The sequence below is a fragment of the Propioniciclava sp. genome, assembly GCF_029977985.1.
In the GTDB taxonomy this organism is placed as follows: Bacteria; Actinomycetota; Actinomycetes; order Propionibacteriales; family Propionibacteriaceae; genus Propioniciclava.
Genome location: NZ_JARKOT010000048.1, coordinates 1 through 11,615 on the forward strand (window position 1 = coordinate 1; position 11,615 = coordinate 11,615).

Annotated in this window: 12 protein-coding genes, 1 tRNA gene and 1 pseudogene; 6 read left to right on the forward strand and 8 right to left on the reverse strand. The window is 72.6% G+C overall.

Annotated elements, in window-relative coordinates:
• Positions 1-98: 98 nt before the first annotated feature.
• Positions 99-171, reverse strand: a tRNA-Arg gene (locus tag Q1K57_RS02860).
• Positions 172-535: 364 nt separating this feature from the next.
• Between Q1K57_RS02860 and Q1K57_RS02865 the strand changes: the two genes are divergently transcribed.
• The gene (locus Q1K57_RS02865) at positions 536-1,912 is read left to right on the forward strand and encodes a UTP--glucose-1-phosphate uridylyltransferase (RefSeq protein ID WP_300078803.1); all 1,377 of its coding nucleotides are present in this window, start codon (positions 536-538) and stop codon (positions 1,910-1,912) included.
• Entirely contained in the window at positions 1,909-2,253 is a 345-nt protein-coding gene (locus Q1K57_RS02870) for a hypothetical protein (RefSeq protein ID WP_300078805.1), read from the forward strand. Before Q1K57_RS02865 ends, Q1K57_RS02870 begins: the two co-directional genes overlap by 4 nt.
• A gap of 418 nt (positions 2,254-2,671) precedes the next feature.
• Here the strand turns inward: Q1K57_RS02870 and Q1K57_RS02875 are convergent, their stop codons facing one another.
• The 4 genes from Q1K57_RS02875 to Q1K57_RS02890 all read right to left on the reverse strand — a co-directional run bounded on the left by Q1K57_RS02875 (position 2,672) and on the right by Q1K57_RS02890 (position 4,804).
• The gene (locus Q1K57_RS02875; RefSeq protein WP_300078807.1) at positions 2,672-3,052 is read right to left on the reverse strand and encodes an MscL family protein; all 381 of its coding nucleotides are present in this window, start codon (positions 3,050-3,052) and stop codon (positions 2,672-2,674) included.
• Positions 3,053-3,256: 204 nt separating this feature from the next.
• Positions 3,257-3,862 (reverse strand): SAF domain-containing protein, encoded by a 606-nt coding sequence (locus Q1K57_RS02880; protein ID WP_300078810.1) that lies wholly within the window; start codon positions 3,860-3,862, stop codon positions 3,257-3,259.
• 25 nt (positions 3,863-3,887) lie between these two features.
• Positions 3,888-4,184 carry an FmdB family zinc ribbon protein gene (locus Q1K57_RS02885; protein ID WP_300078812.1) on the reverse strand — a complete coding sequence of 99 codons (297 nt, stop codon included), beginning with the start codon at positions 4,182-4,184 and terminating at the stop codon, positions 3,888-3,890.
• 35 nt (positions 4,185-4,219) lie between these two features.
• Positions 4,220-4,804 carry a 5-formyltetrahydrofolate cyclo-ligase gene (locus Q1K57_RS02890; RefSeq protein WP_300078814.1) on the reverse strand — a complete coding sequence of 195 codons (585 nt, stop codon included), beginning with the start codon at positions 4,802-4,804 and terminating at the stop codon, positions 4,220-4,222.
• A 17-nt stretch (positions 4,805-4,821) separates the two neighbouring features.
• Here Q1K57_RS02890 and glp point away from each other — a divergent pair, with 17 nt between their 5' ends.
• Genes glp through Q1K57_RS02905 form a run of 3 tightly spaced genes read left to right on the forward strand, consistent with a single transcriptional unit; the run spans position 4,822 to position 7,583 of the window.
• Positions 4,822-6,141 carry a gephyrin-like molybdotransferase Glp gene (gene glp / locus Q1K57_RS02895; RefSeq protein ID WP_300078816.1) on the forward strand — a complete coding sequence of 440 codons (1,320 nt, stop codon included), beginning with the start codon at positions 4,822-4,824 and terminating at the stop codon, positions 6,139-6,141.
• Positions 6,138-6,785: a GNAT family protein gene (locus Q1K57_RS02900; RefSeq protein WP_300078818.1), complete on the forward strand. Its 648-nt coding sequence runs from the start codon at positions 6,138-6,140 to the stop codon at positions 6,783-6,785. Before glp ends, Q1K57_RS02900 begins: the two co-directional genes overlap by 4 nt.
• 21 nt (positions 6,786-6,806) lie before the next feature.
• Complete coding sequence (locus Q1K57_RS02905; RefSeq protein ID WP_300078820.1) at positions 6,807-7,583, forward strand: hypothetical protein; 777 nt, start codon at positions 6,807-6,809, stop codon at positions 7,581-7,583.
• Between the two features lie 3 nt (positions 7,584-7,586).
• Here the strand turns inward: Q1K57_RS02905 and Q1K57_RS02910 are convergent, their stop codons facing one another.
• Positions 7,587-8,822 carry a CHAT domain-containing protein gene (locus Q1K57_RS02910; protein WP_300078823.1) on the reverse strand — a complete coding sequence of 412 codons (1,236 nt, stop codon included), beginning with the start codon at positions 8,820-8,822 and terminating at the stop codon, positions 7,587-7,589.
• Positions 8,823-9,040: 218 nt separating this feature from the next.
• Between Q1K57_RS02910 and Q1K57_RS02915 the strand changes: the two genes are divergently transcribed.
• The gene (locus tag Q1K57_RS02915; protein WP_300078825.1) at positions 9,041-9,427 is read left to right on the forward strand and encodes a hypothetical protein; all 387 of its coding nucleotides are present in this window, start codon (positions 9,041-9,043) and stop codon (positions 9,425-9,427) included.
• Between the two features lie 573 nt (positions 9,428-10,000).
• On the opposite strand, the gene Q1K57_RS02920 is transcribed toward Q1K57_RS02915, so the two are convergent.
• Both Q1K57_RS02920 and Q1K57_RS15675 read right to left on the reverse strand, forming a co-directional pair.
• Complete coding sequence (locus Q1K57_RS02920) at positions 10,001-11,233, reverse strand: S8/S53 family peptidase (protein WP_366525325.1); 1,233 nt, start codon at positions 11,231-11,233, stop codon at positions 10,001-10,003.
• A 109-nt stretch (positions 11,234-11,342) separates the two neighbouring features.
• Positions 11,343-11,522: pseudogene (locus tag Q1K57_RS15675) on the reverse strand (sigma factor); the annotation flags it as partial.
• Positions 11,523-11,615 lie beyond the last annotated feature (93 nt).

The window sequence follows — 11,615 nt, forward strand, 5'->3', positions numbered from 1 at the left end:
CGGTCGGCTGCCGAGCGGGCGCCGAGACCGCGAGCGGGGGTGTTGTCGCCGGGGTGTTGGCGGCGGGGTATCGTCGCCGGCCCGGAGGAACCACACGGCGGCCCCGGGAGGATTCGAACCTCCGACACAAGGTTTAGGAAACCTCTGCTCTATCCCCTGAGCTACGAGGCCTGGCAAGAGTTGCCGCGGCGCTGCAAGGCTACTCGCGGCGCCGGACGGGCGCGAATCATGCCCCCGTCGAGCGGGCTGAGCCCGCCCATGCTGAGTGCACTGTCAACTTGAAAGTGAAACGTCTGCACTAGTACCAAAGTATGAGAAGTCACCCCTTTGGGGGACTGGTTGGAGCGTGGAGGGGACTATAGTAATTCCACGAGAGCGACGCCAGGTTGTTGATGTCTCCTGGGGGTGGGTAGACGGCTTCTAAGCCCTTCGACCGGCGTCGCTCTCCTTTTCTTTGCCCCCGAGCCCCCGAGCCGACGGCGCCGTTTGGCAACCGGGTGGGTCCGCGGCGTCCACCCTCGGTAAAATTGTCGCCATGACCACAGGACTGGAACGCGCACAAGCCAAGATGAAGGACGCCGGGGCGTCCGATGCCGCCATCGACGTGTTCACGCACTTCTACGGGATCGTCGCCGAGGGCTCGGAAGGCTTCATCGGCGAGGACACCATCTCCCCCCTGACCGACCCGCCCCAGCTGACCTCTGTCGAGGTCGACCCCGAGGTCGCCCGCGACGCCCTCGCGAAGACGGCCCTGATCAAGCTCAACGGTGGCCTGGGCACCTCGATGGGCCTCGATGGCCCGAAGACGCTGCTGCCCGTCCGCGGCGAGATGACCTTCCTCGACGTGCTCGTCGAGCAGGTGTTGCGCGCCCGGAAGACCTACGGCGCCCGCCTGCCGCTCATCTTCATGAACAGCTTCCGCACCCGCGAGGCCACCCTCGCGCACCTGGAGCGCTACGCCGACCTCGCCGTCGACGGTCTGCCCGTCGACTTCCTGCAGGGCTTCGAGCCCAAGCTGACCCGCGACACGCTCGAGCCCGTCGACTGGCCGGCCGATCCCGATCTCGAATGGTGCCCCCCGGGCCACGGCGACATCTACACCGCCCTCGTCGGGACGGGCCTCCTCGACGCGCTGCTCGAGCGCGGTTTCGAGTACGTGAGCATCGCCAACGGCGACAACCTCGGCGCCGGACCTGACGCGACCCTCGCCGGCTGGTTCGCCAGCTCCGGCGCCCCGTACGCCGCCGAGGTCTGCACCCGGACGCCGAACGACCGCAAGGGCGGCCACCTGGCCATTCGCAAGGCCGACCAGCAGCTCATCCTGCGCGATACCGCCCAGACGCGGCCCGAGGAGATGGACTTCTTCACCGACGAGCACCGGCACCCTTACTTCCACGCCAACAACCTGTGGGTCGATCTGCGCGCCCTGAAGGAGCTCATGGTGGCGAAGAACAACGTGCTCGGCCTGCCCCTGATCCGCAACGAGAAGACCGTGGACCCCAGCGACAAGACGTCGACCCCGGTCATCCAGATCGAGTCGGCCATGGGCGCCGCGATCGAGGTCTTCCCGGGCGCTCGGGCGATCGCCGTCCCGCGCGACCGCTTCCTGCCCGTGAAGACCACGAACGAGCTCATGCTCGTCCGCTCGGACGCCTTCACGCTCGATGAGACCGCCCGTCTCGTCGCCGCCACCGACAAGCTGCCCGGCGTCTCGCTCGACAAGCGCTACTACGCCCTGCTGCCCGATTTCGAGGCGCGCGTGCCGGTGGTGCCGTCGCTGGTGGCCGCCCGGTCGCTCACCGTCGAGGGCGACTGGACCTTCGACACCCCCGTCAAGGTCGTCGGCGATGCCGTCCTGGCCGACTCCGGCGAGGCGGCGAGCGTTCCCGGCGGCGTCTTGGGTTCCGAGTGACCCAGGCCTGGCACCGGGCGATCGCCTTCGCCCTCACGGGCGAAGAGCTCGACCTTCCCACCAGCAGCGCCCCCAATCCGGGGGCGCTGCTGGCGCAATTGGCCGACGCCGGGTGGGCTCGTGTGCGTATCGCGGAACACGCGCACGCGGCGTCCGGTTGGCCGCACCCCGTCCCGGACGCCCTCCGCGCCGGTCTGGGTGCCGCGCAGCTGCACGCCGCCATCGGGGCGACCCGGCACCGGCTGGGTCTCGACGTCCTGACCGTTCTGCCGCCGTCGCGGCGCATCCGCTTGGACGCCGACGAGCGTCGCCTCGCCGCGGACGTCCCGCCCCACTACTGAGCCCGCGCCTGAACGGTGGCGCGGCCGGAGGTGTGCCTCTGCGGCGGGCTGTGTGCCTCTGCGGCCGCCGTGTGCGGGGTGCGTGTTGCACAAGGCGTGCCCTGGCACTGGTTTCGTAGCACGGGTCGGCACACGGGGCGCCCTGGCCCCGCCCTGCCCCCTGGTCGCTCGTCGTCGGTGGAGGTGGGGCGATCGCGAAGACGGTTCGGGTGACTGCGTCGCGCCTCGCTCGTGCGCGTGTGCGGGTGCGTGTTGCACAAGGCGTGCCCTGGCACTGGTTTCGTAGCACGGATCGGCACACGGGACGCCCTTGGGTACCTGTCGCGTTCCGGACCCGGGGACCCCTGTCGCGTTCCGGACGCAAAGAGGCCCGCCCCGATCGGGGCGGGCCTTCGTGCGTCGAGCGCGCGAGCGGTGCTCAGTGGGCGTTGTTGGCCTTGAGCAGGTCGCGGATCTCGGCCAGCAGCTCGTCGGTCGTCGGGGCCGGAGCCTCGGCGTCCGTCTCTGCCTTGAGGCGGCGATCAGCAGCCTCCTTCATGGCCGTGTACGGCTTGATGACGCCGAAGTAGAGCACAGCGCCCACGATGACGAACGCGATGAGCGCGTTCACGAACACGCCCACCGGCAGGCCGAGGGGGGTGAAGGCGCTGAAGTCCGGCACACCGCCGAAGAAGCCGATGAAGCTCATCAGGATGTTGGTGAACGCGGCGACGACCGCGGCGAACGACGTGCCGAGGATGACGGCAGTGGCAAGCTCGATGAGGTTGCCCTGCATCAGGAAGTCCTTGAAACCCTTCATGTTTCTGCTGAAACCTCTCTAGGGAAGGCAGTGCCCGGTCGGGGGCGTGATGCTGCCTCGTTGAAAGCTACATTACCGAAATCCACCACGAACAACCGGTGACGCTGCTATTGTTGCCACCAACTGGGCCCACTTCGACGCAGCTAGTAGCTACGACTACAACCCTGACCCCCGTTCCACAAGCGCTTTCACGACCACAGAGGCTCATCGCAACGCGATGGCAACTCCGCCGGACTGGGCGGCAACCGCCAGGCGTGTCGCCACCTCCGGCTGAACCTCCACGAGGGCGGCCCGCGTCGGCACCGAGCCGAAACCCTCCGCCTCGCTTTCGGGAACCGCGACCACGCGCACATCGGCGGCGAACACGTCTCCTGCCCCGCCCGGATCGAGCAGGTCGAGGTGCACCCCGGGCCGCACCAGCGGCGCAAGGTTCTGGTTGGCCAACGGCAGCGCCACCACCACGTAGCCCGGCCGGGCGAGTCCCTGACCCGTCGCCACGGACGCCTCCGTCACCGGCGTGCGCGCGGACAGAGGCCCGTTGAGGGTCAGACCGACCGCACCTGCGGCGTCCGTCATCGCCCCGGCGGGCACGGCCGCCTCGGGCAGATCCACGGTCGTGAGGTCGGCGGCGGCCAGCACCGTGCCGCCGGGCAGGTCGCGGGCTACCGCGACGACCCCGACCGATGCCGCCCGTGGCGGCGCGAACACTCCGAGCACGGCCAGGACGGCCAGCGCGGCGGCGAGGGCCGCGAGGGTGCGGCGGCGGAGGTGCGCCATGCGGCGCAGGGACCAAGGGACGCGATGCTTCACGCCCTTTCACATTAGGCCGCGTCCGTCACGCGGCGGGCGTCGAGCCCTTCTTCGACTTCTTGGCCTTGGGGGAGGGCGACTTGCCGGAGTCGGCGGCCTTGGGTTCGCTCGCCGGCTCCTTCTGGGCGGACGCCGCCGGCTTCTTCGATCGGTTGTCGGTCTTGTAGAACCCCGAGCCCTTGAACACAACGCCGACCGGGTGGAACACCTTGCGCAGCTCGCCGTCGCAGTTCGGGCAGAGTGTCAGCGGTTCGTCGGTGAAGCTCTGGACGACCTCCAACTCCTCCTCGCACGACGAACAGCGGTAGACGTAGGTGGGCATGGGCTTCCTTCGGGCGGACGGACAACCCCACCATCCTACGCCCAGCGCACCCCCGCCTCGGTCACCAGGGCGGCCACACGGACATCCCACGGCTCGGTGGGGAGGTGGCCCAGCACCTCTCTTTCGTTCACCAGGGCCGCCACGACGGCGTCCGGGCTGCGGTGGGTGAGCGCCCGGTCGTACCAGCCACCGCCTGTTCCCAGCCGCTCGCCGGACGCCGTCGCCGCCAGCGCGGACGTCACGACCAGCGAGACGGCACCCAGGGCGTCCGGGCCGAGGGGCGGCGTGGTCGGCTCGGGGATGCCGTGCCAGCCGGGACGCAACGCCGCCGGACCGGCATACCACGCCCAGTCGGGCGTCCGGCGCCCGGCCAGGACCGGCAGCAGCACCCCCACGCCGGCGGCGTCCAGCTCGCCGACGAAGCCCCACGTCTCCGGCTCGGGCGCGAGGGAGCCGTAGCACGACACCGCCGCGTGGCCCGCGGCGAGGGCAAGCAGGTGGGGGAGACGGGCGACGTCGGCGACCGCACGGGCGGCATCCGGCAGCGCGGCGCGGGCGGCCCGCACGGCGGCCCGCAAGGCGTCCTTGTCGCGAGTCGCTCCGCCGGGCTCTGCGTGCACCCGATTATCGTAGTTTCATGGCCCTTTTCGGACGCAAGAACACCTCGGACGCCGGCGCCCCCGACGCGGCGCCCCCCGCGCAGCCGGCGACCCCCGCACCGCAGCTCACCCGGCGCACGGTCGAGGAGCAGCGGGGTTTCCTGCTCGACCAGGTGAGTGCCCTGCGTCCGTTCGGCATGAAGATCTTCGACGTCCCCGGCCTGACCCTGTGCGAGGACATCACGTCCGACCTGGATCTGCCGCTCGTCACCACCTCGCGGGTGACCGGCTGGGGCGTCCGCGGCTCCGATCTCGTCGGCGCCACCCCCGAGCACCCGAAGACCCTCTACGTGGTGGACGCCATCGCTGCCGGTGACGCGCCTGGCGCGCCGCTCGTGGCCGGGGCGGCCGTCCGGATCGAGGAAGGGGCCATGGTGCCCGAGGGCGTCGACGCCATCGTGCCGCGCGACCGCGGCACCGAGGGCGACGACGACACCGTCATCATCGACGGCGAGACCAGGTTGTTCGAGAACCTTCGGCGCGCCGGCTCCGAGCTGGCCGACGGGACGCCGCTGCTGCGTGCCGGCGACATCCTGACCCCGCGTTCGGTGGCCGTCCTGGCCGAGGTGGGGCTCGACAAGGTGCTCGTCCGGCCGAAGCCGCGTGTCGTCGTGTTCACCGTGGGGAACGGGCTCGTCGCCCCTGGGGAGGCGCTCACGAGCCCCGCTCAGCGTTACGACGCCGCCACCTCCCTCATCACCGCAGCTGCCCGGGCCGACGGCGCCACCGTCTATCCGCTCGGCATCATCGCCTCCGAGGCGCGTGAGATCCGTCAGACCATCGCCGACCAGCAGGTCCGGGCCGACCTGATCGTGGTCGTCGGGGGCGGCGAGCAGTTGCGTGAGGTCGCCGACGGCATGGGCGAACTCGACGAGGCCGAAGTGGCGCTCAACCGCTCGTCCCGCTTCGGATTCGCGGCGCTCGGCGACGAGCGCACGCCGATGGTGATCCTGCCGAGCGGCGTCGTGAGCGCCTACGTGGGCTATCACGCGTTCGTGCGCCCCGTCATCAACAAGCTCAACGAGACCGACCCGCTCGCCGCGCCGCGCGTCGAGGGGCGCGTCGCCGATACGTTCGCGGCCGCCGAGGGCGTCACCCAATACATCCCGGCCGTCAGGGACGCCGACGGCTCGGTCCGCGCGGTGGCCGGTGCGGACTCGGAGCTGGCCTGGGATCTGGCCCGCGCCAACGTCCTCATGGTGGTGCCGGAGTCGTGGGGAGGCGCCGAGGCCGGCTCGACGGTGGAATGCATCGTGCTCGACGACGCAGGCACGCAGGACGTCGACTCCCGGCAGTGAGCCTGTTCGGCGTTCGCCGCTGGCCGGTGACGCTGCGGCACGGCCCGATCACCTTGCGGCCGTTGCGGCTGCGTGACGAGGACGAATGGCACTCGGTCCGCGCCCGTAACCACGCCTGGACCCAGCCGTGGGACTCCACTCGCCCGCCGGAGGCGGAAGGGCCGGGGATCACGTTCGCGCAGATGGTGGCAACGAACCGCGCCGAGGGCCGCGCCGGCCGCGCGCTGCCATGGGGCATCTTCTGGGCCGAACCGGGCGAACCGCCGCGACTGGCCGGCCAGATGACGATCTCGGGCATCGCCTACGGTTCGGCGCGCTGGGCGATGGCTGGCTACTGGGTCGATTCGGCGCTCGCAGGGCGGGGCATCGCCCCGACAGCTCTCGCGCTGGCGACCGATCACTGCTTCGGCTTCCTCGGCCTGCACCGGATGGAGGTGGCGATCCGGCCCGAGAACAGCAAGTCGCTGCGGGTCGTCGAGAAGCTCGGGTTCCGGCTCGAAGGGCTACGTCCGGCATTCATGCATGTCGACGGCGCCTGGCGCGACCATCTCGTCTACGTCCTGCACGCCGAGGAGGTCGGCGCGGGGGGCGTCCTTGCCCGGCTGAAGGGCGGCGCGCCGGGCGAGGTCACCGACCGTTCCTGAGCGGAACCTTAACCTCGACGCATGGGTCTGACCGGGTTGGTGTTCGGGGTCGTCGCCGTCGTCTGGCTCATCTACCTGATCCCCCTGTTCCTCAACCGTCGCGACAACGGTCTCATGGACGAGATCGAGCCCGGCGAACCCTTCTCGCACACGGTCACGATCGTGCGGCGCGGGGAGCCGCTCGACTCCGCCGAGGAGTCCGTGGCCGTCGTCTCGACGCCGCTCAACCGCCGCGCCGCTCTCCGCGAACTGCGTGCCCTGGACGCCGCCGCCGCCCGGCGGCGCCGCCGCGTCCTCGGGTTCCTGGCGCTCGCGACTCTCACCGTCGTGGCGGCTGCCGCGATGGCGCTCGTCGCGTGGTGGTGGGTCGCGGCCCCCGTGCTGCTCATCGTGTTGTTCCTCGTCGTGGCGCGGTTCTCGGTGCGGACTATGCGCCGCGACCTCGACGCCCGCGCGCGCACGATCCGGGGTGAGGACGCCGACGAGGCCACCATCTCCTTCGCCGGTCTCGACGAGGGCGACCTGGTCGCGGAGGACGTGCACGAGGTGTCTGTCGAGCTCACCGGGCCGGTCGAGAGCACGGGTTCCCTGTGGGACCCGATCCCGATCACGGCGCCGACCTACGTGAGCCAGCCTCTCGCGCCGCGGACGGTCCGCACGATCGACCTGTCGGCGCCCGTCGCGTCCGGATCGGTCGTGCCCGTCACCGCCGACCGTCCCGACGACTTCGGGCGGGCGGACGCCGGGAGGACGGACGCCGGCGCCGCGCCCGAGCGCCGTCGCGCGTCGGGCGAGTAGCGCTTACCAGCCGGCCCCGAAGCAGACGAGCGGTGGGGCGTCCGGCCCGAACGCCGTCAGGCTCGCAGCGAGGGCGTCCGCGGCGGGAACGCCAGCGGCGAGGCGGGCGTGCAGATCGGGCATGAGGCGGGCGGCGTCCGCGTCGGCCAGGGCCGCCGGCGAGGCGAGAACCGTCCGCGCCCCCGCGTGCAGCAGGGCTGTGGCCACGCCGAGCGGGTCGTCGCCGCCGGTGCGTCGGCCGAGGTCGCAGGCGGAGAAGACGACCACGCCGGGCACCGGCCTGAGCCGCTGGACCTCGTAGCCGAACACGGGGCCGTCGGCCAGGTCGGCACTGCTGAACAGCGGGTTCTGCGCGTGGTGGTGGCCGTGGGCGGCCACGTGGACGATGTCAGCTCGCCGGCTGGTGCGCAGCAGGTTCCGCACGCCGGCGGCGGGCCCGACGAGGCAGGTGGGGTCGTGCCAGTGGGTGGCGCACGCCTCGATCTCGTCGGTGGCGCGGGCCAGGTGGGGCCCGGCCACGAGGAGAGCCCTGCGCGGCGGGGGCGCCTCGGGGGCGTTGGCCCAGGCGGTGGCGCTGCGGGCGACGGTGACGCCGACCCCGGCCAGGCTCGGCAGCAGCGGCCACGGCACCTGACCGAACTGGCCCGACGGGGTGAGCGCGACGCGTCCGGCACTCAGGCCGAGCGGGGTCAGGAGGGCGGCGTCGAGGCGGGCGAGCCGCTCGCGCAGGCCGGCACGCACGCTCGCGGCCATGCCGGTGGGCAGGTCGGTGGCGGCGACGTCGAGATCGGCGGCGAGACCCGCCAGCAGGGGTGCGACCGTCGCCATGGAGCCGAGTGGCTGCAGGTGCGCGTCCGCGGCGGACACGACGAGGGCCGTCACGGTGTCGTCGCACGCCAGCAGGGCGACCAGGGTGGTGCGGCGGCGTCCCAGCGCCTCCTGCAGCGCGGCGAGCGTGCAGATCGGGTGGGTCTCGTGGGAACCCCCGAACCGCCACGTCCGCTCCCGGACGCGGCGGCGCAGTTCCTGCTGCCGTGCCGCCTCGGTGCCGAAGGCGACGAGGGTGCGCAGTTCCGCGAGATCGGCTGCCTGGTCGGGGTCGGAGGGCGGCCGCACCGGCACGACCCGCGAGGACGCCGCCCGCGTACGCTCCGACCACTCCAGCACCAGCGCCGGATCGCCGCGGTCGAGGGCGAGCCGCAGCCCGAGGCGTCCCAGCCGGGTGAGTGCCTGCGACATGGACGTCTGCAACTCGAGGCTGCCGACGCTGGCTTGGAGCGTGTGCAGCGCCTCGAGGCTGGACCGCGCGGACCCCAGGGCGCGGCTACGTCGCCCGAGCGCGGCCTGCCGCTCGGCAGCAATGGCGGCGGCCCACGGGTCCGGGTGTGTGCGCGTGAAGCGGGGCAGGACGAGCGCCCGGGCCTCTCGAGGCGTCCCTCGGCGAGAAGACGCGAGCAGTGCGCGAGGGTGAGCTCGCCGGCCTCCGTGCTCAGCCCGTGGTCGCGCAGCTCGGCGATCAAGGCCGGGGCCTCCCCCACGCGGCGCAGGCCCGCGGCGTGGGCGCACACGGCGGCCATGGCGTCCGCACGCAGGCGGGCTGTGTCGGCTCCCATCGTGGCGAAGCTGGCCGCTGCGCGGCGGGCCAGCCGGAGCCCCTCGCGCGGGTCCTCGAGGGCGAGCAGCCGGGCGAGCACGACGAGCCCGGACGCCTCCGCGCGGCGAGCACGGGCGGTGTGGAAGAGGGCGACCGCTTGCCGCAGGTGGGCGACGGCGTCGTCGCGGAGACCGGCGGCGGCCAGCACCTCCGCACGATCCTGCAGGCCGATGGCCCGAGCGGCGGGTGACTGGGCGGCGAAGTGACCGGCCACGGCGTCCATGTCGGTGAGCGCCCGCACGTGGTCGCCGAGCAGGAATGCGGCGTACCCAGCGTTGTGGCGGGCCTTCGCGGCCTGGCCGGCCTGACCGGCGGCGTCCGACTCGACCACGGCCTGCTCGAAGTCGGCGAGCGCCTTGGCGGCCTGTCCGGTCTCGAGGTGCAGGTTGCCGCGGTTGAGGAGGTTGCGGCCGAGGGCCTGATGATCGGCCGACAGCAACCGGATGGCAGCGTTGAAGTCGGCGAGGGCGGCGGCGCGGCGTCCCCGGCGGAGACGCACCACGGCCCGCTGCCCGTGGACCGTGCCGCGCACCTCCGGGTCGATGCCGTCGAGGGCGAGGGCTTCGTCGCACAGCGCTTCGGCAGGCTCCAGGTGGCCGAGTTCAGCCTCGGCGTAGGCCAGCGTGCCCAGCAGCCGTGCCCGCGTGGGCGGCTCGGGCACACGCTCCAAGCCGCGCCGCGCCCATCGGGCCGCTTCGACGTGCCGGCCGGCGTTGGTGGCCGCGCGCGCACGCGCGTGCAGCTCAGGGGGATCGAGCACGCTCTACTGTGGCACCAGCCCCGTCACTCGTTCCACCACCGTGCGCGCCCTTTTCACAGGATCGTCCGGGAGAACCGCCGGGTCGGCGAGCTCGGCGGCGAGTTGGCCCGCGAGGAGGGGCGCGGCGAACGAGGTGCCGCTCCAGATGCTGAAGCCACTCGAGTAGTCGTCGGGGTCGATCGAGGCGCGGCGGCGCCCGTGGGCCGTCGTGGCGGCGGACGCCTGGAGGCCGCCCTCGAACGAGACCGGCATGGTGCTCAGGACGGCTGCGCCGCTCGCGTGCGCGCGCACCCACGGGCCGACGTTGCTGAAGAGGGCGTCCGTGTTGTTCGGGTTGAGGGCGCCGACGGCCACGAGCGGTGCCAGGGGAGCGCCGCCCCAGTCGACGGGACACGGGTGGCCGGGCTCCCAGGGGTCGAAGGCGGCCGGGAAGCGGGGTCGAGCGGTAGCGTCGTTGCCCGCCGCGCAGACGACGGTCACGCCGAGGGCTAGGAGGGCTTGGAGCGAGCACCACAGCGGGGAATCGAAGAGGGCGTCCTCGGGCGTCTCGTGGTAGTAGCCGACCGACAGGCTCACGATGTCGACGCCGACGGCGTCCGGGTCGCCGTCACGATGGCGGCGGACCAGCTCGGCAACGTCGTCGAGGGCGTCGATGAGGTCCTGCTCGACCATCGCCCCCTCCGCGGGCAGGATGCGCCACGCGACGATGTCGGCGTCGGGGGCGGCCAGGTGGACGAGACCGGCGGAGAACGTTCCGTGGCCGGCATAGGCGTCGAGGGCGCCGTCGAGGGGGCCGACCGTGTCGGGAAAGAACTCCGGGCCGGCGGTGGGATCCAGACCGATGCGCTGTCCGGCCACGCGCACGACGGTGTGGACGAGCGTGTCCAGCCACGGGTGCCGACCGCACCCGGAGTCGAGCACCGCGACGACCGGACGCCGCCCCTTCGGCTCGGTGCGTTGCGGCGGCCGGCCGACGAAGGCGACGGGCTGACGCCCGCCGCGTCCGGCCTGCGCGTAACCCGAGACGGGCGCCGACTCGGTGTAGGGGGCGGATTCGGTGTACGGGGCGGATTCGGTATAGGGCGCCGACTCGGTGTAGGGCGACAGGGTGAGGACGTGGTTGAGAGAGGCACGGCGGGCTGTGGTGGCGTCCGCCAGGCGGAGGCGCTGCAGATGCGCCCAGGCGCCGCTGGCAGCGCGCGTCGAGGGCCACGACCGCCTGCCACAGGGCCGCAGCCTCGTGGCCGGCGATCGCGGCGTCCTCGGGAGTGGGCACGTGCTCGGGTGGCTGCGGGGCGCACTCCTCGACGGGGATCTCGCGGGTCTGGGCCGAACGCCAGGCGAGGCGCCGGGTGGTCGTGAGCATCCAGCCGCCGATGGCTTGCGAGTCTTGCACCTGGTGCGGGTCGCGGACCAGGCGGAGCCAGGCTGACTGCACGACGTCCTGGGCCGAGTCGACGGGGAGGCCGTAGCTGCGGGCCGCGTGCCAGAGGACCGGCGTCAGCGTGCGGACCAGGTCGTCCAGCGCGCTCGCTTCCCCGCGCCGCCAGCGGGCGTGGGCGTCCGCCGCGGCGTCCCACGGGCTCGGGGGCGGGGCGGCACCAGCAGGGGGGCTGCC